This window comes from Pseudomonas sp. Pseusp10 (assembly GCF_059492225.1).
This window is the reverse complement of record NZ_CP168528.1, coordinates 50,558-74,598: the sequence shown is the minus strand read 5'-3', so window position 1 is coordinate 74,598 and position 24,041 is coordinate 50,558. Positions and strand designations below refer to the sequence as shown.

Here is a 24,041-nt window from a genome sequence, read left to right as displayed (position 1 = left end):
TTTCAAAGAGATTGCCCGTGAAACTTTGAGAAAGCTCCTTACAGCCCCGGTAACGATCATTTTGCCGCTTGCCATGGCTCGCCCGGGCTGGCGGCGCTGGCCAGGCAGCACCAGCCGCCCTCGGCCTGATTCAGGCGTCGGGTCGCAGCCAATAGCGCGGCCCGGTCGATCTGCAAAATGGCCTCGGGTAATTGCGTCAGATAATCCGACGAGCGGCCAGCCAGTTTGCCCTGCCAGAGCAATTCGGCCGCCTGGGCCGTGGTGAGCGTGGCGCTGGAAAACTGATCCGCCAGGGCCTTGCGTTGAGCGGTGAAGGTGGTGTCGTCGAGTGCATTGATCAGTTCCGGCAATCGATTCAGGAATTGCTCGATGTGTTGCAGCAGGTCCATCGGCGCAACGCTTGGCGATTGCACACCGAACAGCAGCCCGGTTTGTCCGTGAATCTGCCGCAGGGTGCTGAACACCGCATAGCCGAGTTGCAGCTCCACCCGCAGGCGCTGGTAGAACGGCGTCTGACAGACATGCGCGAGCAAACGCCACGCGGCTTCGTCGGCCATTTCCTGGGTGGCTGTCGGACAGAACAGCAGCAGCGCGTGCTCGCTGGAGGCGGTATCGACATTGCTCCACAGACGTTGTGAATGGATCGAAGCTGGCGCCGTCAGTTGATTGTCCGGCGTGCCGGGTATGCGGCTCAAGGCCAGACCCATGGCCGCTTGAGTCTGAGCTGACAAACCGAAGGCCAGCCCATCCCAGCGCGCACTTGACCAGAGTTGCTGTACGTCATCCGAATTCGCGGTGTGCCCAAGACAGTGATCGGGCAATACCTTGAGTAGTTGTCGAATCGGCATTAACGCAACGCTCGTCGATTCTGATGGTGAGACAGTGGCATCAGGTTTTGTCAGTTCTTTGAGCGCATGCTCCAGGACGGAGGGCATCGGCTCCTGTAGCCCGTTCAGTTTCAGCAACCATTCGTTGCCCGACGCACTGAAGGAAAAGTCCACGCCGGCCTGGCGCGCGTCTTCTCGCAACGAATGCAGGTTATTTTCCAGCCGTGATTGAAGGTTGCTACCGGGAGTCGAGTCCAGACGCCAACGCAGATAGATCGCACCTTCAGCACCGTTGTCCGGGAATGCCTGGCTGAATTGCATCGGAGAACGTTCACGACGGCTGCGCGAGCGATCCTGGGCAAAAGTACGCAGGCCGCGGTGGGCGCTGGTCTGGCCGCGAATCAATCCGGCGTTGGGTGCCGGTGCTTCGCAGCGCAGGAAAGGATTTGGGGCGGGCAATTGCCATGGGCCACTGAAGTTATCCACAGCTCCAATTTGTTGGAGGATTTGCTTGAGGGCTGTAACGCCTTTGTCGGATAACACGACTTCGCGCTGTTCGCTGTCCAGTCGGGCCAGTTGCAAGGCACTGCTGACTTGCTGCTGGCGCTGGAGCAGGGTTGCGTATTCTTCACGCAATCGGTTCCAGTCTTGTTCGGCAAAAAAACCGAGCCAGTCCATCAGGCATTCGCGGATGCCTGTTGCCGAGGTTGCGGCGGGCAGGGTGAATTCGATATGCAGCAAAGCTTGCCCGGCGAACTGGTACAGCGGTTGGGCTTTCAGGTTATCGGCCAGCCCGCGCTCGCGCAGGTTTGCCAACAAGCCGCCGGGTTTTGCCAGATTCAGCCAGTGGCACAGGAACGCCAGCGCTTGCGCAGAGAAATCGGGCAGTGCTTCGAGTGCGAACAGCCAATCCAGACGCCGTTCTCCAGCCTGTTGATAACTTTTTTCTGACGTCGACATCAGTGGCACAGGAGCTTGTTGCTCGACGTTTTCTCCCTTGGTGATGACGTTGCCAAACGCTTCAGCCAGCGCCCTCAGCTCTTCGAGACTCTGCGGCCCAGCCAGGCTCAAGGTCATCTGCCCGGTCTGATAAAACCGCTGATGAAAGTCCTGCAAAGCCTGCTGAAACCCGGGTTGCTCCACCGCCAGACTGTCGCGATTACCAGCATGGAAACCGCGAAGCGGATGCAATTGTGACAGTCCATCGAACAGCGAAAATTGCTGTTGTGCGGCCGCATCCTGGGACCAGGCAACAAATTCAGCGTGTAACACCTCCCGTTCCCGCTGCTGATCGTCCGGACTCATACGCGGATGAGCGAGCATGTCTGACAGACGCTCCAACCCACCGGCAAAAGCCTGCGCTGGCAATTCGAAAAAGTAATCCGTGGCGCGCTCGCTAGTGCGTGCATTCAACTGTCCACCATGCCGTTGTACGTAGGCCATCAACCCTTGATCGGCGGGAAAGCGCGCGGTGCCGAGAAACAGCAAATGCTCAAGAAAGTGCGCCAGCCCCGGCCAGGTCAGCGGCACGTCATGGCTGCCGGTCGCGACGCGCAATGCCGCAGCGCAACGCTTCAAATTCGGCGCATGACGCAGCGTCACCCGCAAGCCGTTGGTCAGGGTTTCAGTGAGGAGGCGAGGGTGATTCAGCGCGGGCATGGGCACTTCCAGAACAGTGAAGTGCCAATGCTAGCGGATTAGGACTTGTTCAGCTCGCCGTAAAGCTCGGGACGACGATCGATCAGGTAGCGATTGGCGGCACGTGAATCGACCATCAACTGTCGATCCAGCTCACCGACAATCAGCGATTCATCCAGTCCCGCCTGAGCGATACGGCTGCCATCCGGCGCAGCAATGCTGCTCTGGCCGCAATAGTGGATGTCGCCTTCATGGCCACAGTAGTTGGCGTAAGCCACATAGCATTGGTTTTCGAAGGCGCGGGAACGCACGGTGACATCGGCGACGAAATCGAATGGAATCATGTTCGCGGTTGGCACCAAAATCAGCTCGGCGCCGCCCAGGGCCAGGCGTCGGGCGTTTTCCGGAAATTCCAGGTCGTAGCAGATCAGGAAACCGAGTTTCCAGCCGTTGAGCTCAACGATGGGAAACTCGTCCGCGCCTGCACTGAACATCGAGTGATCGAGGTCGCCGAACAAGTGAGTCTTGCGGTAGTTGCACAGGCGCTCGCCATTGGCGTCGATCAACTGCACGGCGTTGTAGATCTGCCCTCCGGCGGTGCGCTCCGGATAGCCATACAAGATGGCGATCCCGGCAGCTTTGGCAATGCGCGCAATCTGCTGCGCCGATTCGCCGTTGTACACCTCCGCGAGGACGCTGACGGCATCGACGCCAATGTTGTAGCCGGTCAGGAACATCTCCGGCAGCACCAGCAGGTCCGCGCCTTTTGCCTCCAGCACCAGTTGTTGCAGGCGTTGCAGGTTGCCGGCGACATCCAGCGGCAACGGTGGACATTGGTAAAGGGCTACGCGCATTTCGGATTCCTCTTACTCGGGCAGGGCGATCGGTCCGATCTCGTTGAACACATCTCCTGGACCCGGATTCTCGGCGTGAGTTGCACCGCCGAAGTGTTTCATGATCCCCCACACCGCGTTGAGCGAGGTCTGCACCGCGCCTTCAACCCAGGCCGGCGTCCACGAAACGTCGTCACCGGCAATGAAGATCCCGCGCTGCTCGGCCGGCATGTCGTCCTGCATGAAGTGCGCGTACATGCGCTGGTTGTAGCGGTAGTGGCCGGGCAGGGCGCCTTTGAACGCGCCGAGGAAATGCGGGTCGGCTTCCCAGGAAACGGTGATTGGATCGCCAATGATGCGGGCCGCGATGTCGACTTTCGGGTAGATCTTTTTCAGTGCATCCAGCGCCAGTTTCACGCGTTTTTCCACCGGGTGCGGGAGCATTTTCAGCGCGTCGCTCATCCACGAGTACGACAGGCAAATCACACCCGGCTTGTCGTCGCCGTTGTCGAAGAGGTAGGTGCCACGGGTCAGGCGATCGGTGAGTGTCATGCTCATCAGGTCGCGGCCGGTTTCCGGGTCCTTGTCCTTCCAGAACGGACGGTCGACCATCACGAAGGTTTTCGACGACTGCATGTAGCGGGTGCGGTCCAGGGCCATCCACATCTTTTGCGAGAACAGGGTTTCGTCGCATTCGATCTGGGTGGTCAGCAGCCAGCTCTGGCAGGTGGTCAATACTGCGGCGTATTCTCGGGTGTCGCCCCAGTTGTCGGTGACGGCGAAACGGCCGCCCGGCGCGTGAGCAATCTTCTTCACACCGGTACGCGGTGCGCCGCTGTGCAGGGAGCTAAGGCTGGTGCCGGCCGGCCAGTGCGCGCAACGCTCCGGCACATGGCGCCAGATGCCTTGTGGCACTTGTTCCACGCCACCGACCACCAGATGCTGGTGGTCGTCGCAGTTGGTCATCACCACGCGGAAGATTTCCAGCATCGAGTTGGGGAAGTCCGAGTCCCAGCCGCCGGTACCGAAACCGACCTGGCCAAACACTTCTCGGTGATGGAACGAGAGCTTGGCGAACGCCTTGGAGGTGGCGACGAAGTCGTAGAAGGTGCGGTCGTCCCACAGCGGCACCAGGGTGTTCCACAGTTCCTTGAGGCGCGGCACGTCGCGGTCGCGAATGGCTTGCTGGATATCCGAGAACTGCGAGCCGGCTTCCAGGGCATCGGCCCACGCGTCAGCTACTTCCTGGAACAGTGCAGGAAGGTCCGACAGCTTCTGTGCGTAGTGGGTCTGGCCTTCGAGGTCGATCACCGTGCTGCCCGATGCGGGGGTCAGCGGGTTGGGGAACGGCTTGGTTTCCAGGCCGAGCTTGTCGACGTAGTGATAGAACGCAGTGGACGACACCGGGAAGCGCATGCCGCCCAGCTCGGCGACGATGCCTTCAGCGCCGTTGAACGCCTGGGAGCGCAGACGGCCACCCATTTTCGAGGCTTCGTAGACGACCGGTTTGAGGCCCAGCTTCATCAGCTCATACGCCGCCACCAGGCCGGCAATCCCGCCACCGACAATCGCCACTTCGGCACCATGATTGTGCTCGGGAATGCTGCCCAGGCCGGCCGGGTGTTCGATCCAGTCGTCGAAGGCGAAAGGAAAGTCCGGGCCGAAAATGGTGACTGGTTTTTTACCGTCTGCGGGATGGCGATTGTTCTTGTTCATGGCTGACCTTGCTGGCGACCCGACGCGGAATGCGCATCTGAGTATAGGAAAAGATGCCAGCCATTCTAGAGAGCACAGAACACGTTAATAAGACGCAAAGTGTCGTCGTTTTGCCATTTAATTGGTCAATATGACGAAATTGATGTGCATACTGTCCACTGTGGGAGCGAGCTTGCTCGCGATAGCGCCAGGTCAGTCACTGATGAACCCTGGCCTGAAAACTCAAACCGGCTGCCCCCGATCAATCTTGCTGCTCAAGATGATCGACGTCGTGGTCTTCTCCACCCCATCCACACTGCCAATCTGATCCAGCAACTGATCCAGCTGCTCCGGCGAATCGGTGCGCAGCCACGCTACATAATCAAATTCGCCACTCACCGCACACAACTGCTGCACCTGGGCCATCGCGCTCAGCCGTCGCAACACCTCCTTGCCGGAACGCGGTTGCACAGTGATCCCCACATACGCCTGTAACCCGCCATCCACCACCCGCTGCCCGAGGCGTACACCGTAACCGGTGATCACTTTGGCTTTTTCCAGCCGCGCCAGGCGCGAAGTGACGGTGGTGCGGGCAATGCCCAGTTGCCGGGCCAGCATGGCCACGCTCTCGCGGGCGTTGATCTGCAGGGCGGCAATCAACTGGCGGTCGATTTCATCGAGGACGGGTGGGCGAGTGTCAGGCAAAGGGGGATCTCCATTGGCGCGGATCAATGGTGCAGCATGTTACAGGCTCGTTTGACGGGGCGCTTGTGGTCGTCAACCGGACGGGTTGCGCGGCTTTTTGCTGTTGAATGGCCGAAAGACGGTGTGCGTAAATCGACTAGGGTTAATGCAGTCGAGAGTGCGAGGCGAAGGATATGACGACAAAGCTGCCTGTCGCTGTACGGGACCGTGCATTGCAGATCGCCCATCACGAAATGGGGCACTACGTGGTGGCCAGAGCCCTGAGGTTCGAAACGGGGGGTGTGCACCTGACGGTGACCATGGATTTGAGGCATCAAGGTGGGGCGTCCATCAGCTTGGCGCGTTCAATTTTTTCGATAGAAGCTATGAAGGAACATCTGGAAGCCCGGATGATGGTCCTCTTGGCGGGTGCGATGGCACAGACACTCCCTTCAAAACATACAGCCGTGAAACGCGTCGATAAATCGAAAGCCACAGCCATCCTCAAAGGCGGGCAGGGGGCGGAACAGGATTACGCAAAAATCAGGGAACTTCAGCATCTGCTGCGCAACCTCGTCTACCCGGATACTGATCCAGCGTCGTCTGAGCGAATAGCGGCGCAGCTTAAAGCGATGACTGATCGGGTGTGGGATCGGACTCAAAAAATCATAGAAGATCAGGCCGAAACGATTGCCGAATTGGCTGGGGCGCTGGTGGACGGCATGGTCATCGTGGAGCAGTGGGGGCGGGCGGCGGATACGTATGAGGTGGTGTTGACGGGGCAAATGCTGGAGGGGTTGCGGGCAGTGCAGGCCATACCTTCGCTGGGTGTTTGGGCTGACAGCCGCAGTGATGCCGTTCAGCATTGGAAGTAACGTAGGGCCGAAGTGTTATTTGCTCGCAAGCATAGCGTCTTGCACCAATGGCAACAGAGCATCAGTAGCCGCCAACAGCTCAGCCAGAAGGGTTTCGTCCACATCCATATAACCTTCGTATTCAGCCAGATTGCGGCGTTCGTGACAAAGCGCAAACAGGCGTACCTGGATTTTGTTCAGACCGAGAGTATGTACCAGGCACTGAAATACCAGATAGCGGCGATCGGAGCGAAAACCCTGCAAGCGCATGGCAGTCAGTGCCAGGGCATGGGCGGCGTTGTAGGCGAGGTCAAAACGACTTGCGAAGGACAGGGCCGAACTGTGAGCATCCTTCAAACGGTCCGTGGCCGATCCCAGCAGCCCTTCACATTCCTTGCGATCCGGTGGTTCGGCTTTGAGGCCGCCGCTACGTACCAGGTTTTCCAGATTGTCATTACTACCCATCGGAGTCCTCTGCTGGATTGTGGCCAATCAAATCGATTTTGTCCTGTTGTTCAACCCGCACTACAAAACTGTTGCCGGCCGCCTTCTTGGCTTGCCAGTCGGCCAGGGTGTAGAGCGTTGGGTTAATGGTGCGGCCAAGCTGCTCCTCTACGGGAAGTACCCGTTCCATCAAGTCGCTGTAACTGAGATTCTCGCCAATCAGCATCAGGTCAATGTCACTGCCTGCATGCTCGTTACCCTTGGCAATGGAGCCATAAATGAACGCCCATACCAACTGATCATTCAGTGGAGTCAAGGCTGCACGCAGTTGCTCCGCAATACCAAAAGTCTTACGCACTATCCCCAGTAGTTCTGCATAGATAGGGCACTCGGGGTTGGCTTGGTAGTGCGTCTGATTACCCCGCCGACTCATGGTGAGAATGCCTGCGTTGTGCAGACGATCCAGCTCACGCATCAGGCTGCCCTTGCCGACCTGCGCCCAGCGGGATATTTCATTGGCATAGAAGCTCTGATCCGGTTTGCCATACAGCATGCCCAGCACCTTTTGCTGAGTTGCGGTAAAGAGAGCATCGCTGAGCGGGATGACAGGCATGGTTGACTCTATAAGTCCCAAAAAGGGAACGATAGGTCCCTTTTTGGGAATTTTCAACTCTGCCGTGATTATGCGTTTTTCGATGGGGTTGCTTCCTTTCTCGATTGAACAGGCCGCCGTGTCAGCACCTTCACCACATCATCAATCACCGCTTTGCTCATCGTCGTCAGGTAATGCGCAGCCCAGGCGTGGCGGTTGGAGTCTTGGGCGTAGGCGGCGTCGATGGTCAGGGACTTTGCGAGGAACAGCAGGTCGGAGGCTTGGGCCAAGGCGTCGGCGATGGGGACGTCGCGGCAGACGTGGAACAGCGGTTGGTCTGAGAGATACAGGAAGGGGGTGAAGCCGATGGTTTTCAGTTCTGAATGATCAGATGGATTTGCTTTTGTCATGATTTAACTCCTTGGCTCAAAGAGCTGCCTCGTTCGTTTCCAAGCGAATGGGTGGCAGCTGTGCGCAGGTTGGAAACCGGGAGCCAAGGAAACCGGCACGTCCGAAGACGTCCCACGCACAGCTGCCATAACACTGAGTCGCAGCCGTAAAAACGTCTGGAGTCGTGATGGGACTGTTGCGCTTGACTTGACTAGACGGGTTTCCAAGCCCGATCGCTGAATGTTCAGCGACGACCAGAGACTATCCCGTCAAAGAAAAGCGCAACAAGGCGGCAAAGTGCCCAAAAGCAAGATTCGGAGTTTGCCTACAAGGTCTGCGGGCGTCATCCGATAAAGCGAGACCATAAGTAAACAAAACTAAACGTCAGATACGAAAAAGCCGCGCAATGCGCGGCTTTTTTGTTTGGTGGGCCCACACGGACTTGAACCGTGGACCAAAGGATTATGAGTCCTCTGCTCTAACCAACTGAGCTATAGGCCCTCAGTAGGCCGCGGATTATAACGACGGTTTCGCTACTGTGCCATCCGAAAAAGCCATTACGGTTGTACGAAGAAACGTCGCGGCAAATTCGTCCGGGGGCAGGGGCAGGCTGACGATGTAGCCCTGGATTTGTTCACAGCCCTCGGCAGCGAGGAATTGCTGTTGCGCCAGGGTCTCGACTCCTTCGGCAATCACGGTGAATTGCATGCTGCGCCCGAGCGCGATGATGGCGCGTACGATCGCCGCATCGTGGGGATCGTCCGGCAGGCCGCGGACGAAAGACTGGTCGATCTTGAGGATGTCCAGTGGCAGACGCTTGAGGTAGCTCAGGGACGAGTAACCGGTACCGAAGTCATCAATAGCCAGTTGCACGCCCAGTTGTTTGAGTTGATGCAGCACCGCCAGCGCTTCCTCGGCCTGGCTCATGATGAAGTTTTCGGTGATTTCCAGTTGCAGGAAACCGGGATTGAGGCCGTTGTCCTTGAGCAACTGTTCGATACGGCCCAGCAGAGTGGGTTGGCGCAATTGGGCGCCGGCAAGGTTGACCGACAGCGGGCCGGGATTGTCGTACAGCCGATGCCATTCAGCCATCTGCCGGCAGGCGGTTTCCAGGACCCAGTCGCCGATTTGCAGGATCATGCCGTTTTCTTCAGCCAGCGGGATGAAGTGTTCCCGCGGCACGTCGCCAAAGGTCGGATGGCGCCAGCGGATCAGGGCTTCGGCGCCGACCAGGCTGTAGTCCACGAGGCTGATTTTCGGTTGGTAGCACAGGTGCAACTCGTTGCGTTCGATGGCGCGGCGCAGTTCGTGTTCCAGCGCTACGCGTTCGCTGGCCTGGGCGGTGAGGTCGCGGGTGTAGCTTTCGACACGGTTGCGGCCCTTGGCCTTGGAACGGTACATCGCGGCGTCGGCGTTCTTGATCAGTGTGGCAACGTCGCAGCCATCCTTCGGATAGAGGCTGGTGCCGATACTGGCGCTGATGAAAAACTCGTGTTCGCCGGCCTGGAACGGCGCGGCGAAACAATTGAGCAGTTTGGTGGCGATGTGGTCGGCATCGCTGGATTGTTGCAGACCCGGCAGCAGGATGATGAATTCGTCACCACCCAGGCGCGCTACTGTGTCGATGTCACGCAATTGCTCCTTGAGACGTACGGCAATGCCTTTGAGCAGCAGGTCGCCGACCGGGTGGCCGAGGCTGTCGTTGATGTGTTTGAAGCGGTCAAGGTCGAGGAACAGCACGGCGCCCTGGCCGCCGTTTTCCTGTTGGTTGTTGAGCGCCGTCAGCAAGCGGCTTTCGAACAGCGTGCGGTTCGGCAGGCCGGTCAGCGGGTCGTGGTGCGCCTGGTAGTCGAGTTTGGCCTGGGCATGCTTGAGGCTGGAAATGTCGGCGAACACAGCGACAAAATGGGTGATGAACTTGTCGTGGTTGCGCACGGCACTGATGGTCAGCCAGCTTGGATACAGCTCGCCATTCTTGCGCCGATTGGAAATCTCGCCCTGCCAATGACCTTCGGCGGTCAATTGATGCCACATGGCCGCGTAGAACGCGCTGTCATGCAGGCCCGAGGCGAGCAGGCGCGGCGTGTGGCCCAGCGCTTCGTTTTCACTGTAACCGGTGATTTCGGTGAACGCACGGTTCACCGCACTGATGTGTTGTTGGGTATCAGTGATCAATACGCCTTCGGCGGTGCTTTCGAACACGGTGGCGGCCTGTTGCAGTTTTTCCTGCATCAGATGCCGATCGGTGATGTCCCGGGCGATGGTCAGCATGCAGTCTTCATCGCCAATCGGCAGCGGACGGCTGGACACTTCACAGAGGCGGATCTGCCCGTCGCTGCGGCGGATGTGGCAGCTGAAGTCGCGGACAAAACCGTCGCGGTGCAGCAGGTCGAGCATTTGCTTGCGCTCATTGAGGTTGACCCAGATTCCCAGGTCCAGCGCCGAACGATCCACCGACATGGCGCTGTTGAACCCGGTGATGCGGCTAAAACCCTCGTTGACCTCCAACAGCAAGCCATCGCTTTGCCGCGACAGCAGCAAGCCGTCGGGGGAGGCGTGGAAGGCCTTGGCGAATTTTTCTTCGGAAGTTTGCAGCTGTTGCTGGGTTTCCTTGAGCTGGGTGATGTCCCGCACCACGACCACCAGCGCCGGTGTCATGTCGAGGTTGAACGGTTCGGCGGAGATCAGGCCGGTAAACACCTGGCCGTTGCTGCGACGAAAGGGCATTTCCAGGTTGCGGATGCTGCCGGCCTGCAAGCGTTGCAACAGGCCCGGCCCAACACCGGGAATCCCCCAGATGTTCAGGTTGGTGGCGGTCTGGCCAATGACGTCCTCGGCCAGGAGGCCGATCTGTTCTTCGAACGCTTCGTTGACTTCCAGCAGGCAACCGTCGCTCAGGCGCGCGATCACCAGAATGTCCGGGCATTGCTGGAACACGGATGCAAATTTCTGTTCCGACAGGCGCAGTGCTTCTTCGGTGCGCTTGGCGTCGGTGATATCGATCATCAACCCGCGCAACACCGGCTCATGCCCGTGTTCGATCAGGCTGACGATATCGCGCACCCACAGGCAGCGGCCGTCGGCGGTGATCACACGGTAATCGAGGCGGTGATCGCGCCCGGCCAGCACTTCGTGATCGCAGAAGGTCTGGGCGCGGATAAGGTCGGCGGGGTGAATGATGTTGCGCCAGAAGCCCGGAATCAGCCAGTGGGACAGGGGATAACCGAGAAGATCCTCGGCGTGGGGCGATACATAGCTGTAGGTGAAGTCGGTGACTTTTGCTTCCCAGGCGATGGCCGACAGGCTCTCCACCAGGCCACGGTAGTGGTATTCGCTGCTACGCAGTTCCTGTTCAAGGTCGACACGGCGGGCGATTTCCGAGCTCAAGCGGCGGTTGATGCGGATAACCACCGCCAGCACGGTAGTCAGCAGCAGCAATCCGGGCAGGCCATACACCACCAGGTCATTCCAGAAAGTTCGATGATCGAGGACGTTACCGACCCAATGTTCCTGGATGGCGCTGATTTCGGCGGGGCTCATGTCCGCCAGGACTTTGTCGAGAATGCCGACCAGCATCTTGTTGTCGCGGGGTACAGCCATGGCCAGTTGATAGCGATAGGGGGTTTCACCGCTGACATACAACCCGTCGAGCTTGAGTTGGCGCAGGCTCCAGACGCTGGAAGCCAGATCGCCCACCACGGCGTCCACTGCGTCGGTGGCCAGTGCCTGTAGCGCCGAGCTGACGTTGGGCATCGCCACCAGGTTCAAGTCGGGATGGTGGCTGCGCAGCAGCTCGTGGGGGGCGTAGTTTTCCACCACGGCGATTTTCAGGCCGTACAGGTCTTGCAGGTTGTGTGGCTGGGGGCCCCCGACATGGGCCAGGATGACAATCGGAAAATCCAGATAGGGGCGGGTGAACGACAGGTATTTCTGGCGTTCCGGGGTCGACATGATGCCTGGCAGCAGGTCCAGTTTGCCCTTTTTGGCTTGTTCCAGGACGGCGGTCCAGCTCACCGGTTCGATGGGTGTGAGCCGGGTTGCCAGCCTTTTGCGGATGACCTCGATGTAATCCGCGGCAAGACCCTGGTAGCGGCCCTCATCGTCACGAAACTCGAAAGGCGGCCACGACGCATCGACCCCCAGGCGCAAGTCCGGGTGAGCCGCCAGCCAGCTACGTTCATCCTCAGTGAGAGTCAGCGCGCCAGCCGTTGCGGTCCAGGTCATCAGCGACAGCAAAAAAAGCACGGTCGGCAGTCTGGGCATAACGGTCTCGTTATGGCTCTGGGGAATGTTTCGAGTGTAGACGGGCTACAGGGAGGAGGGGGGAGGTGCGGAGATATTAATCTGCCATAAAACAAAACCCCCGGCCTGGGCCGGGGGTTCTGGTATCACTCGTCGAGGAAGGAGCGCAGATGCTCGCTTCTCGTCGGGTGGCGCAGCTTGCGCAGCGCCTTGGCTTCAATCTGACGAATCCGCTCACGGGTCACGTCGAACTGCTTACCAACCTCCTCGAGGGTGTGGTCGGTATTCATGTCGATACCGAAGCGCATGCGCAGTACCTTGGCTTCACGGGCAGTGAGGCCGGACAGTACTTCGCGAGTCGCTTCTTTAAGGCTCTCAACGGTTGCGACATCGATTGGCGACTGCATGGTCGAGTCTTCGATGAAGTCACCCAGGTGGGAGTCTTCGTCATCACCGATCGGGGTTTCCATGGAGATCGGCTCTTTAGCGATCTTCAACACCTTGCGGATCTTGTCCTCAGGCATTTCCATGCGTTCGCCCAGCTCTTCCGGGGTCGGTTCACGACCCATTTCCTGCAGCATCTGGCGGGAAATGCGGTTGAGCTTGTTGATCGTCTCGATCATGTGCACCGGAATACGGATGGTGCGGGCCTGGTCGGCGATCGAGCGAGTGATCGCCTGACGGATCCACCAGGTGGCATAAGTCGAGAATTTGTAGCCGCGGCGGTATTCGAACTTGTCTACCGCTTTCATCAAACCGATGTTGCCTTCCTGGATCAGATCGAGGAACTGCAGGCCACGGTTGGTGTACTTCTTGGCGATCGAGATCACCAGACGCAAGTTGGCTTCGACCATCTCTTTCTTCGCGCGGCGGGCCTTGGCCTCACCGATCGACATGCGACGGTTGATGTCCTTGATCTCGGCGATCGTCAAACCGGTTTCGGTTTCCAGCGCGGTCAGCTTCTGCTGGCAACGGACAATGTCCGGCTGCAGGCGGCCAATGGCTTCAGCGTATTTGCTTTTGCCTTTGGCCAGGGCATCACTCCAGCTTTCGTCGACTTCGTTGCCCGGGAACTGGCGCAGGAAGTCTGCACGCGGCATGCGCGCATCACGAACGCAGAGCTGCATGATTGCGCGCTCTTGTTGACGCAGGCGATCCAGGGCGCTGCGAACACGCTCGACCAAGGCTTCGAATTGCTTCGGCACCAGTTTGATCGGCATGAACAGGTCGGCCAGGGCCAGCAACTCGGCAATCGCTGCCTTATTGTTACGACCATGCTTTTTCAGCGCCTTGCGGGTGATCTCCATCTGATCGGCCACAGCGCCAAAACGCTGGGCGGCGATGATCGGATCCGGACCGCTTTCGGCTTCTTCCTCGTCATCCGAGGCTTCACCGTCTTCGTCGTCGGAATCGTCATCCGCTTTGACGGCTTTCGCGTCAATCGGCGGCGGCACTTCTGCCGCAGGCGGCGCGATGCCGTCGTCCGGGTCGATATAACCGCTCAGGACGTCAGACAGGCGGCCACCTTCGGTGGTGACGCGGGTGTACTCGGAGAGAATATGATCAACCGTGCCAGGGAAGTGCGCGATTGCGCTCATCACTTCACGGATGCCCTCTTCAATACGCTTGGCGATTTCGATTTCGCCTTCGCGTGTGAGGAGCTCGACCGTACCCATTTCGCGCATGTACATGCGCACCGGGTCGGTAGTGCGACCAATGTCGGTCTCGACCGCAGCCAACGCTGCAGCGGCCTCTTCGGCTGCGGCTTCGTCGGTATCGGCGTCGGCCAGCATAAGGGAATCCTTATCTGGCGCAACCTCGAATACGTTGATCCCCATGTCATTGATCATGCGGATGATGTCTTCCACCTGTTCCGGATCTGAAATATCCTCCGGCAGGTGGTCGTTGACCTCCGCGTAAGTCAGGTAGCCCTGCTCACGACCAAGGGTGATCAACTCTTTGATACGAGACTGCTGTTGCGCTTTTCCGGACATAACACCCTATCCACTGAAGGTCTTGGCGGGCAAAAAACAAGCCGAGGATTATACCTGAGCTATGACCTCACGCGCCAGTTGAGGTCGGGTTTGATGCGGAAACATTGCGACTCAAGAGGTCGCGCAGTTGATTTTTCTCTTCGCTGGTCAATTCGCTTTGACGTGCTTTTCTAAGAAGTTGTTCCAGGTTTCGCTCGCGTTGGCGGGCTGACAAGCTAGTAATGGTGTCGAAAAACTGTTGTTCAAGGTTATCTCCATCAATCAGCCATTCCTTTTCCGCCAGGGCCTTGAGCAAGCGGCCTTGTTCTGTACCGTGCCAACGCGCAATCAGTTGAATTGAGTTTAGCTTGGGATTCTTCTGCACGGCTTCGAGCAGCGCCACCAGCAATTGTGTGTTGGTGTGATCCTCGGCGGCGAAGTGTCCGGCATCCTCGACTTTTTCGGCCAATTGCGGGTGATGCAGCAATGTGCGCAAGGCGGCGAGGGTCGGCGGTTCTACGGCGGCGGGCACCCGTGGCGCGCGGGGTTGATCGCGATCACCGCCCCGTTTGCCATTTTTGTCCCACGGTTTCTTGTCCCATTTCTTGCCTCCTACACCGGGTTTCTTCGGCGTCCATTCCTGCTGCGGCACATACATTTCCTGTGCCTGCGGCTGATGATAGTCGCTGTAATCAGGCATCGCGTCGTAATCGATGCCCGGGTCGTAGGCCGGTGGAGCTTCTTGCGGGGCGCTTTGTGCCAGCTGGCTCACTGCTTCGCCGCTCAGGCCGGTGATTTCACTCAGACGCTGGCGCATCAGGGTGCGCAGGTTGGCGCCGGGGACTTTGTCGATCAACGGTGCGGCGAGGGTGGCCATATGGGCCTTGCCCTCAAGCGAGCGCGGGTCGGCTTCTTCCGTCAGTTGCTGGAAGAAGTAATCGGCCAGAGGCTGCGCGTGCTGGTTGATGCGCGCGCGGAAGGCATCGGTGCCTTCGGAGCGGACCAGGGTGTCCGGATCCTCGCCTTCAGGCAGGAATAGAAAACGTGCGCGGCGACCGTCCTGCAGGCTCGAAAGTGTCGCCTCCAGCGCTCGCCATGCAGCATTGCGGCCGGCCTGATCGCCGTCGAAGCAGAACAATACGCTGGGTACGACGCGAAACAGCCGCTTGAGGTGTTCCTCGCTGGTGGCGGTGCCCAAGGTCGCGACGGCATTGCGCAGACCTTGCTGGGCCAGGGCAATGACGTCCATGTAGCCCTCGACGACGATGATCTCGTCGAGGTTGCGGTTGGTCTTGCGCGCTTCGTACAGGCCGTAGAGTTCCTGGCCTTTATGGAAAACCGGGGTTTCCGGGGAGTTCAGGTATTTCGGCTTGTCGTCGCCCAATACCCGGCCACCGAAGGCGATGACGCGCCCGCGACTGTCGCGGATCGGGAACATCACGCGGTCGCGGAAGCGGTCGTAGCGTTTGCCGCTTTCGGCATTCTCGATCAGCAGGCCGGCGTCGATCATGGCTTTTTGTTGCAGGGTATCGCTGCTCAAATGCTTGAACAGGTTGTCCCAGCCAGGTGGAGCAAAACCGAGACCGAAGTCCCGGGCGATTTCGCCGGTCAGTCCGCGCCCTTTCAGGTAGTCCACGGCGGCCTTGCGTGATGGATGGCTTTTCAGGGCCTGGCGATAAAAGTCGGCAGCGGCGCTGAGTAGCGGATACAGCGGCGAATCGGTCGGCTGTCGCGGCTTGTGCGGGCGGCCGCTTTCTTCGCGGGGGATTTCCATGCCGGCGGCTTTGGCCAGTTCTTCGACAGCCTGGACGAAATCCAGGTTGTCGTGGTCCATGATGAAGCCGAGGGCGTTGCCGCCAGCGCCGCAGCCGAAGCAGTAATAGAACTGCTTGTCGGGGCTGACGCTGAACGACGGAGTCTTTTCTTTGTGGAACGGGCAGCAGGCGGTGTGGTTCTTGCCGGCCTTTTTCAGTTGCAGGCGCGAGCTGACCACATCGACGATGTCGGTGCGGTTCAGAAGGTCGTCAATGAAGCTCTGGGGAATTAGCCCGGCCATGGCGTTCTCGTCGTCTGCGCTGAAAGGAACCCGAAACGTACGGCGATCGAACGCGGTCATTGTTTGAGACGCGCAAAGTGTGCGGCTCGACCAGTGTCGTCTGCGTAATCGCTGTCGGGAAGTGTATCTGCCGAAAGTCCACTGACGTTAATGCCAATCAGTATTCGACCGTTTGAAAGTGTTGCGCTGAATCCGCTGCGGCCAACTATCGGCCTCGGATAGCTCATCATTTGGCACGCAAGCAGGTGCCTTGGGCTGATCGTCGTGAGAGGAATCAGTGGGTGTGCTCGTCAGTAGCCTTGAAAGGCTCGTCAGAAAAGACGTGCACCGCTGGCAAAAGAGCCAGGTCTGACGCGGTGAAGCAGATTTGTCTCGGTCGCGTCTGCGGCTTTGACGGTGAAGCATCAAGCGTTTTACGCAAATGCCATAAGCCCGGCTGAGGGCCGGGCTTGGCAGAAGCTTGCTACGATCGTCTGTGTATTAGTACAGGCGAACGGCGCGGCGCTGTTCGCGCTGAACTTTCTTGGCGTGACGCTTAACAGCGGCTGCTGCTTTGCGCTTACGCTCAGAAGTTGGCTTCTCGTAAAATTCGCGGCTACGAACTTCAGCCAGTACACCGGCTTTTTCGCAGGAGCGCTTGAAACGACGCAGAGCTACGTCGAAGGGTTCGTTCTCTTTTACTTTGACGGCTGGCATCCAGAGCTACCTTCATTCATTACCGGGGTCAACATCCTCGCGGCAAAAGAGCACTTGAAGACGTCGGTTTTTAAGGGTTGCGGATGTTAACCCCTCAACGCTCGGAATGCAAAGCCTCTGATCGAAAACCGCTGGTCGGGGCATCACGCGACGACTATTATGCGCGCCTTCGAATTCAGCCTAAACAAGGCGCAAACCCATGCTAGTACTGGGATTAGAAACCTCCTGCGACGAAACCGGTGTCGCACTTTACGACAGTGAACGCGGCCTGCTGGCCGATGCGCTGTTCAGTCAGATCGACCTGCACCGCGCCTACGGCGGTGTGGTGCCGGAGCTGGCGTCGCGCGATCACGTCAAACGCATGCTGCCCTTGATTCGTCAGGTGTTGGCCGAAGCCGACTGCGTGCCGACCGAGATCGATGCGATCGCCTACACCGCGGGTCCTGGCCTGGTTGGCGCGTTGCTGGTAGGGGCTTCCTGTGCGCAGGCGCTGGCCTTTGCCTGGGGCATTCCGGCCCTCGGCGTGCATCACATGGAAGGCCACCTGCTGGCACCGATGCTGGAGTCGCAACCGCCGGAATTTCCGTTCGTCGCTTTGTTGGTGTCGGGTGGTCATACGCAACTGGTTCAGGTCGACGGAATTGGTCAGTACACGCTCTTGGGCGAGACCCTGGATGACGCCGCCGGCGAAGCGTTCGACAAGACGGCGAAGATGATGGGCCTCAATTATCCGGGGGGACCTGAGATCGCTCGCCTTGCAGAACAAGGCGTTGCAGGACGTTTCGTCTTCCCGCGTCCGATGTGCGACCGTCCGGGCCTGGATTTCAGCTTCAGTGGCTTGAAAACCTTTGCGCTGAATACCTGGCAGCAGTGCGTCAGCACCGGGGACGACGGTGAGCAAGCCCGTTGCGACATCTCGCTGGCGTTCCAGCAGGCCGTGGTGGAGACTTTGACCATCAAGTGCAAACGTGCCCTGAAAGCCGCCGGCATGAAGCGCCTGGTGATCGCAGGGGGCGTCAGTGCCAACAAGGCGTTGCGGTTTTCTCTGGAGAAAATGCTCGGCGACATGAAGGGCGATGTGTTTTATGCCCGTCCGCAGTTCTGCACCGATAACGGTGCGATGATCGCCTTTGCCGGCTGCCAGCGCTTGCAGGCCGGTCAGCAGGAAAGCCTGGCGATCAGCGTGCAGGCACGCTGGCCGATGGAGCAGTTGTCGGCGTTGTGATGAGCGGTGCTTATGTCCGGCCGCTAGAAATGCCGTTCGCGCCCGGCAAACAGGTCGCGTAGATTGCCGCGATGGCGCCAGACGATCAACCCGGTGAGCGTGCTCATGGGCAGCAGGGCTGCAGGCTCTTGCCAGGCGAGCAACGGCAGGGTCAGCGGCGTGGCAATCAGGGCGGCCAGCGAGCTGGTGCGGGTCAGGTAGAACGTCAGCAGCCAGGCGCAGACCGCCAGAAGGGCTGCGGGCGGGTAGAGTCCCAGCAACATGCCGGCAGCGGTGGCGACACCCTTGCCGCCGCGAAAGCGGAAGTACAACGGAAACAGATGGCCGATGACGGCATAGACGCCGATCCAGGCTTGCTCCTGCTGCGAAAGGCCCGCAAGACGCGCAATCAGTACCGGCAGCAGGCCTTTGCAAAGGTCGCCGAGCAGGGTCAGGATGGCGAGTTTCTTGCCGGCCAGGCGCAACATGTTGGTGGCACCGGCATTTCCCGAGCCACTCATTCGCGGATCGGGGTTACCGGTCAGGCGGCTGAGCAAAATGGCGAAGGACAGAGAGCCGAGCAGGTAGGCGAGGATCGCCAATAACCAAAACATGCTAACTATTCCGGGCGAGGAAGCCCTGATTCTAACGGCGCATTGCGCCCTTGTCGTGTAGCGGAGAGAAGTGCTTGGACAGAGTGTTTATCGAGGGCCTGGAAGTCGACACGGTCATTGGTGCCTACGACTGGGAGCGAGGCATCCGACAGTGTCTGCGTCTGGATCTGAGCTTTGCCTGGGACAATCGCCCGGCCGCAGCCGGTGATGACCTGACCCTGGCGCTCGACTACGCCAGTGTTTCCTCGCGCATTCAGGCGTTTGCCGAGCAGGCGCAGTTCCAGCTGGTTGAAACCTTTGCCGAGCGCCTGGTTGAAGTGCTGATGAGCGAATTCAAGATCACATGGGTGCGCCTGAAGCTGACCAAGCCCGGCGCCGTCCCGGCTGCCACCGGTGGTGTGGGCGTGGAGATCGAGCGCGGATGTCGCTGACTCAGGTGTACCTCGGGCTTGGTAGCAATATCGAGCGTGAAACCCATTTGCGGGCAGGGCTCGATGCTTTGGCGGAGTTCCTGGTGGATATCCGCTGTTCGGCGGTGTTTGAGAGCCAGCCGGTGGGCATCAAGAGTGGGCCGTTCTTCAATTTCGTGGTGTCGGCGTATACCGATCTGCCGCTGATGGAGCTCGATCGCCGGCTGAAATTCATCGAGGCGGATAACGGTCGTTATGCACCGGATCGCCGAGGTTTACCGTTGGATATCGACGTGTTGCTGTTCGGCGATCTGGTGGGTAACTTCGATGGTCTGATCTTGCCGCGGGCAGAAATTCTGAAAAATGCGTTCGTTCTGTGGCCGTTGTCGTTGATAGCACCGGATCGAGTACACCCGGGTGTAGGTAAAAGTCTCGCCACATTGTGGGCCGAATCGCAGATCGATCAGGTGCTGGCGCCGGTGGCGTTTGAGTGGCGTGGCGAGCAATTGACGCCTTCAGATTTGCTGTGATCTGACCGGCGCCTTCGCGAGCAAGTCGGATCGCCGCACCGCCGCTCCCACAGGTTTGCGCTAACCCTGTGGGAGCGGCGGTGCGGCGATCCGACTTGCTCGCGAAGCTTTTCAGGTAGACGCCGCTTCCTTGTAAGCCTTCAGCGCCTTTAGCCGCTCGCGCTTGATCGCCTCCCCCAGCTCCGGTCCCTTGAAGCCTTTCTCCAGCAACGGCTGAACCGCCACGCTGCGAGCCGCGGTTGCCGCGCCGCGCAGATAATCCGCCTGTAGGTAACTACTTTCTTCCCGCCCTTTGCGCCCACGCGCATCCATCTCACATGCCGCGATGAACTCCTCGAACCGCTGCGGCCGACGGTAAACGTCGAAGCTTTGCAGCAATTCCAGCAGCGTCGATGGCTTCAGCTCGAGGGCGCGATGGCCGTGGGTGTGATATTCGCCCACCAACACTGCCAGTTCCTGGCAGTCTCTTGGCACCTTGAAGCGTTCATTGACCGCTTTGATCAGCCTCAGGCCTTTGAGCTCGTGGGCAATGTGTCGCGGCCATTCTTCCTCTGGCGTCAGGCCTTTGCCCAGGTCGTGCAGCAGGCACGCCCAGCGTACGGTCAGTGGCTGTTTGTGTATGGCGGCTTGCTGCAAAACACTCAGGGTGTGTGCGCCAGTATCGATTTCCGGGTGATGGGCCGGGGGTTGTGGTACGCCGAACAGCGCGTCGACCTCGGGCATCAGTACCTTGAGTGCGCCGCATGCGCGCAAAACCTCGACAAACACCTGTGGCTGATCTTCCATCAGGGCGCGGGAAATTTCTTTCCAGCTGCGCTCCGGGGTCAGCGCCTCAAGCTCGCCTGACTCGCTGAGTTGGCGCATCAGCTCCAGGGTTTCCGGGGCAACGGTAAAACCCAGTGCCGCGTAGCGCGCCGCGAAGCGGGCAACACGCAGGACCCGGAGTGGATCTTCGGCAAATGCCGGGGAAACATGGCGAAGCAGGCGTGCTTCGAGATCGCGCTGGCCGTGGTACGGGTCGGTCAGGTTCTGCTGATCGTCTTCGGCCATGGCATTGATGGTCAGGTCGCGACGGATCAAGTCTTCTTCGAGGGTGACTTCAGGACTGGCGTGAAAAGTGAACCCGCCGTAACCGCGCCCGCTTTTGCGCTCGGTGCGGGCGAGGGCGTATTCCTCACCGCTTTTTGGATGAAGGAACACCGGGAAATCCGCGCCCACCGGGCGAAAGCCCTTGGCGAGCATTTCTTCGGTGGTGGCGCCTACCACGACCCAGTCGATATCGGTAACCGGTTTGCCCAGCAGGCGATCACGTACCGCACCACCGACTTTATAAATACGCATAAAAAACCTCCGTTAGCTCGACAGGATAACCGTTGCATCGAGCTTTCGGAGGCATAAACCGGATCAAAGATGGATGACGGCCAGGTCCAGGCGGCCGTAATCACCTTCGCCGTGCTCGCTTCTGGGGGGCACATGGTGGGTTTTCATCACGGTTTCCCCTTGCAGGGTTTCCAGGTGAATGTCGAAGCCCCAGAGGCGGTGCAAGTGTTTGAGCACTTCTTCGGTCGAGTCTCCCAGCGGTTTGCGGTCGTGCTGCTGGTGACGCAGGGTCAGGGAGCGGTCACCACGCCGGTCGATGCTGTAGATCTGCACGTTGGGCTCGCGATTACCCAGGTTGTACTGCGCCGCAAGGGTTTCACGGATGATGCGGTAGCCACCTTCGTCGTGAATGGCGGGCACCAGCAGGTCGTCCTTCTGGTCGTCATCGAGAATACTGAACAACTTCAGGTCTCGAATCACCTTCGGCGACAGGTACTGCAGGATGAAGCTCTCATCCTTGAAGCTGCTCATGGCGAACTTGATGGTCGACAGCCAGTCGGTGCCGGCAATTTCCGGGAACCAGCGGCGATCTTCCTCGGTGGGTTCTTCGCACATGCGCCGAATGTCCCGGTACATGGCAAACCCGAGGGTGTAGGGATTGATTCCGTTGTAGTAAGGGCTGTCGAAGCCTGGCTGAAAGACCACGCTGGTATGGGATGTCAGGAACTCCATCATGAAGCCGTCGGTGACCAGGCCTTCGTCGTACAGGTCATTCATCAGCGTGTAATGCCAGAATGTGGCCCAGCCTTCGTTCATCACCTGGGTCTGGCGTTGTGGGTAAAAATATTGAGCGATCTTGCGCACGATCCGCACGATTTCCCGCTGCCACGGCTCCAGTAGCGGAGCGTGTTTTTCGATGAAGTACAGGATGTTTTCCTGAGGTTCGGCGGGGAAGCGTGCATTGTCCTTGTCGCTGTACTTGTCAGCGCCTTTTGGAATGGTGCGCCACAAATCGTTGATCTGCTTCTGCAAATGCTCTTCCCGATCCTTTTGCCGGCGCCGTTCTTCTTCGGCGGAAATCGGGTAGGGGCGTTTGTAGCGGTCGACGCCGTAGTTCATTAGCGCGTGGCAGGAGTCGAGCAAGTCCTCCACCGCGTCGATGCCGTGGCGCTCCTCGCACTGCATGATGTACTGCTTGGCAAACACCAGGTAGTCGATGATCGAGCTGGCGTCGGTCCAGGTGCGGAACAGGTAATTGCCTTTGAAAAAGCTGTTGTGCCCATAGCAGGCATGCGCAACGACGAGCGCTTGCATGCAGATGGTGTTTTCTTCCATCAGGTAGGCGATGCACGGGTCCGAGTTGATCACGATCTCGTAGGCCAGCCCCATCTGCCCGCGAGTATAGGATTTCTCCGTGCTGAGGAAGTGTTTGCCATATGACCAATGGTGATAACCCAGCGGCATACCGACAGAGGCGTAGGCGTCCATCATCTGCTCGGCGGTGATCACTTCGATCTGGTTGGGATACGTGTCGAGTGCGTAACGAGCCGCCAGGCGACTGATTTCACGGTCGTAGGCCTGGATCAGCTCGAACGTCCATTCGGATCCGGTGGAAATGGGTTGGCGCTTCTGCTCTTTGGCGGTCATGTCACTAACCTGCGCTGGAAGAGTTCACGGAAGACCGGATAAATATCCCCGGCCGAGACCAGTTGTTGCTGGGCAAAAGTGTCGGAAAAGGCTTCGGCGATGCGCTCGTACTCGAACCACAGGGCCTGGTGTTCGCGCGGGGTGATCTCAACGTAAGTGTAGTACTGCACGAATGGCATGATCTGGTTGATCAGGATGTCGCGGCAGATCGGAGAGTCGTCGTTCCAGTTGTCACCGTCAGAGGCCTGGGCGGCGTAGATGTTCCACTCGTTGCTCGGATAGCGCTCGGCCATGATCTCCTGCATCAGTTTCAGGGCGCTGGAGACGATGGTGCCGCCGGTTTCCCGGGAGTAGAAAAATTCCTCCTCATCCACTTCGCGGGCGCTGGTGTGATGGCGGATGAACACGACGTCGATCTTTTCGTAGTTACGCTTGAGAAACAGATACAGCAGGATAAAGAAGCGCTTGGCGATGTCCTTGGTGGCCTGGGTCATCGAGCCGGACACGTCCATCAGGCAGAACATCACGGCCTTGGAACTGGGGTTGGGTTGCTTGATGAGCAGGTTGTACTTGAGGTCGAATGTGTCGAGAAACGGTATGCGGTGAATGCGTGCGCTGAGTTTTTCGATTTCAGCTTCTATTTCCTGAATATCGCCGAAGTTGTCCGGTTCTTCCTGCTTGAGTCGCAGAAGTTCTTCCTTGGCTTCGCGCAGTTTTGCCCGGCTGCTGCCGGACAGGGCGATTCGCCGGGCGTGGGCTGAACGCAGGGTGCGGATGATGTTGATCCGCGACGGGTTGCCTTCGTTACTGATCCCGGCCCGCACGGTCTTGAAGGTATCGGTGCCGGTCAGGTTGCGCTTGACCAGGTTGGGCAGTTCGAGATCCTCGAACATGAATTCGAGGAATTCTTCCTGGGTGATCTGGAAGACGAATTCGTCCATCCCTTCGCCGGAATTGCCGGCCTTGCCGGGGCCCCGACCGCCACCACCTCCCGGTGGACGGGCGATATGTTCGCCGCTGGTGAATTCCTTGTTGCCCGGGTGCACGACCGTTTGCTTTCCGCCGCGGCCGTGGTGGAGCACCGGTTCGTCGATGTCACGGCCGGGAATGCTGATTTGTTCGCCGTGTTCCATATCGGTAATGGAGCGCCGGCTGACCGCCTCTTCGACAGCCTTTTTGATGTGATCACGGTAGCGCCGCAGAAACCGCTGGCGGTTCACCGTGCTTTTGTTCTTGCCATTGAGACGTCGGTCGATCACATAGCTCATGACTGCTCCTTAGAAGCTGTCCTGAAAGGGGCGAGCGGTGATACAGCATCGAACCGAGAGCCGAGGGGTATTGAACGCTCCCCCAAGCGCTTTGGATGCTGCCTGAACTCGCTACCGACTTTCG

At 59.0% G+C, this 24,041-nt stretch carries 19 protein-coding genes and 1 tRNA gene; 4 read left to right on the top strand and 16 right to left on the bottom strand.

The annotated features are described in order from the left end of the window. Positions 1–56 precede the first annotated feature (56 nt). The 4 genes from pqqF to ACEN8Z_RS00315 all read right to left on the bottom strand — a co-directional run bounded on the left by pqqF (position 57) and on the right by ACEN8Z_RS00315 (position 5,698). A complete protein-coding gene (pqqF, locus tag ACEN8Z_RS00330; RefSeq protein ID WP_495596429.1) occupies positions 57–2,486 on the bottom strand; it encodes a pyrroloquinoline quinone biosynthesis protein PqqF in 2,430 nt (809 codons plus the stop codon). Positions 2,487–2,524: 38 nt separating this feature from the next. After that, the gene (locus ACEN8Z_RS00325; protein WP_495596428.1) at positions 2,525–3,319 is read right to left on the bottom strand and encodes a carbon-nitrogen hydrolase family protein; all 795 of its coding nucleotides are present in this window, start codon (positions 3,317–3,319) and stop codon (positions 2,525–2,527) included. A 12-nt stretch (positions 3,320–3,331) separates the two neighbouring features. Further along, positions 3,332–5,014 carry a flavin monoamine oxidase family protein gene (locus ACEN8Z_RS00320; RefSeq protein WP_007993186.1) on the bottom strand — a complete coding sequence of 561 codons (1,683 nt, stop codon included), beginning with the start codon at positions 5,012–5,014 and terminating at the stop codon, positions 3,332–3,334. Positions 5,015–5,236: 222 nt separating this feature from the next. Next, positions 5,237–5,698: an Lrp/AsnC family transcriptional regulator gene (locus ACEN8Z_RS00315; RefSeq protein ID WP_007980298.1), complete on the bottom strand. Its 462-nt coding sequence runs from the start codon at positions 5,696–5,698 to the stop codon at positions 5,237–5,239. A gap of 173 nt (positions 5,699–5,871) precedes the next feature. Between ACEN8Z_RS00315 and ACEN8Z_RS00310 the strand changes: the two genes are divergently transcribed. Beyond that, on the top strand, positions 5,872–6,552 hold the full coding sequence (locus ACEN8Z_RS00310) for a peptidase M41 (RefSeq protein WP_495596427.1): 681 nt from the start codon (positions 5,872–5,874) through the stop codon (positions 6,550–6,552). 15 nt (positions 6,553–6,567) lie between these two features. Here the strand turns inward: ACEN8Z_RS00310 and ACEN8Z_RS00305 are convergent, their stop codons facing one another. The 8 genes from ACEN8Z_RS00305 to rpsU all read right to left on the bottom strand — a co-directional run bounded on the left by ACEN8Z_RS00305 (position 6,568) and on the right by rpsU (position 16,924). Then, a complete protein-coding gene (locus tag ACEN8Z_RS00305) occupies positions 6,568–6,996 on the bottom strand; it encodes a hypothetical protein (protein WP_495596426.1) in 429 nt (142 codons plus the stop codon). After that, entirely contained in the window at positions 6,989–7,588 is a 600-nt protein-coding gene (locus ACEN8Z_RS00300) for a nucleotidyltransferase domain-containing protein (RefSeq protein WP_495596425.1), read from the bottom strand. The genes ACEN8Z_RS00305 and ACEN8Z_RS00300 overlap by 8 nt, the downstream gene beginning before the upstream one ends. 68 nt (positions 7,589–7,656) lie before the next feature. Beyond that, complete coding sequence (locus ACEN8Z_RS00295) at positions 7,657–7,977, bottom strand: DUF3077 domain-containing protein (RefSeq protein ID WP_495596424.1); 321 nt, start codon at positions 7,975–7,977, stop codon at positions 7,657–7,659. Positions 7,978–8,381: 404 nt separating this feature from the next. Then, positions 8,382–8,458, bottom strand: a tRNA-Ile gene (locus ACEN8Z_RS00290). 15 nt (positions 8,459–8,473) lie between these two features. Continuing rightward, positions 8,474–12,220, bottom strand: coding sequence for a bifunctional diguanylate cyclase/phosphodiesterase (locus ACEN8Z_RS00285; protein ID WP_495596423.1), 3,747 nt, complete (start codon positions 12,218–12,220; stop codon positions 8,474–8,476). A gap of 125 nt (positions 12,221–12,345) precedes the next feature. After that, the gene (gene rpoD, locus ACEN8Z_RS00280) at positions 12,346–14,193 is read right to left on the bottom strand and encodes an RNA polymerase sigma factor RpoD (protein ID WP_277532383.1); all 1,848 of its coding nucleotides are present in this window, start codon (positions 14,191–14,193) and stop codon (positions 12,346–12,348) included. A gap of 67 nt (positions 14,194–14,260) precedes the next feature. Further along, positions 14,261–16,228, bottom strand: coding sequence for a DNA primase (gene dnaG, locus ACEN8Z_RS00275; protein WP_495596422.1), 1,968 nt, complete (start codon positions 16,226–16,228; stop codon positions 14,261–14,263). Between the two features lie 480 nt (positions 16,229–16,708). Continuing rightward, on the bottom strand, positions 16,709–16,924 hold the full coding sequence (rpsU, locus tag ACEN8Z_RS00270) for a 30S ribosomal protein S21 (protein WP_002551877.1): 216 nt from the start codon (positions 16,922–16,924) through the stop codon (positions 16,709–16,711). A 199-nt stretch (positions 16,925–17,123) separates the two neighbouring features. Between rpsU and tsaD the strand changes: the two genes are divergently transcribed. Then, a complete protein-coding gene (tsaD, locus tag ACEN8Z_RS00265) occupies positions 17,124–18,149 on the top strand; it encodes a tRNA (adenosine(37)-N6)-threonylcarbamoyltransferase complex transferase subunit TsaD (RefSeq protein WP_495596421.1) in 1,026 nt (341 codons plus the stop codon). A 23-nt stretch (positions 18,150–18,172) separates the two neighbouring features. On the opposite strand, the gene plsY is transcribed toward tsaD, so the two are convergent. Further along, positions 18,173–18,742, bottom strand: a complete 570-nt coding sequence (gene plsY / locus ACEN8Z_RS00260) for a glycerol-3-phosphate 1-O-acyltransferase PlsY (protein ID WP_007993197.1) — start codon at positions 18,740–18,742, stop codon at positions 18,173–18,175. Positions 18,743–18,816: 74 nt separating this feature from the next. Here plsY and folB point away from each other — a divergent pair, with 74 nt between their 5' ends. Together folB and folK are read left to right on the top strand one after the other, a co-directional pair. After that, entirely contained in the window at positions 18,817–19,173 is a 357-nt protein-coding gene (folB, locus tag ACEN8Z_RS00255) for a dihydroneopterin aldolase (RefSeq protein ID WP_007993198.1), read from the top strand. Continuing rightward, entirely contained in the window at positions 19,164–19,682 is a 519-nt protein-coding gene (folK, locus tag ACEN8Z_RS00250; RefSeq protein WP_495596420.1) for a 2-amino-4-hydroxy-6-hydroxymethyldihydropteridine diphosphokinase, read from the top strand. The genes folB and folK overlap by 10 nt, the downstream gene beginning before the upstream one ends. 111 nt (positions 19,683–19,793) lie before the next feature. Here the strand turns inward: folK and ACEN8Z_RS00245 are convergent, their stop codons facing one another. The 3 genes from ACEN8Z_RS00245 to ACEN8Z_RS00235 all read right to left on the bottom strand — a co-directional run bounded on the left by ACEN8Z_RS00245 (position 19,794) and on the right by ACEN8Z_RS00235 (position 23,917). Then, positions 19,794–21,023 (bottom strand): multifunctional CCA addition/repair protein, encoded by a 1,230-nt coding sequence (locus ACEN8Z_RS00245; RefSeq protein WP_495596419.1) that lies wholly within the window; start codon positions 21,021–21,023, stop codon positions 19,794–19,796. 63 nt (positions 21,024–21,086) lie between these two features. Further along, positions 21,087–22,649, bottom strand: coding sequence for a SpoVR family protein (locus tag ACEN8Z_RS00240; RefSeq protein WP_007993201.1), 1,563 nt, complete (start codon positions 22,647–22,649; stop codon positions 21,087–21,089). Next, positions 22,646–23,917, bottom strand: a complete 1,272-nt coding sequence (locus tag ACEN8Z_RS00235) for a YeaH/YhbH family protein (protein ID WP_007993202.1) — start codon at positions 23,915–23,917, stop codon at positions 22,646–22,648. The genes ACEN8Z_RS00240 and ACEN8Z_RS00235 overlap by 4 nt, the downstream gene beginning before the upstream one ends. Between the last annotated feature and the right edge of the window lie 124 nt (positions 23,918–24,041).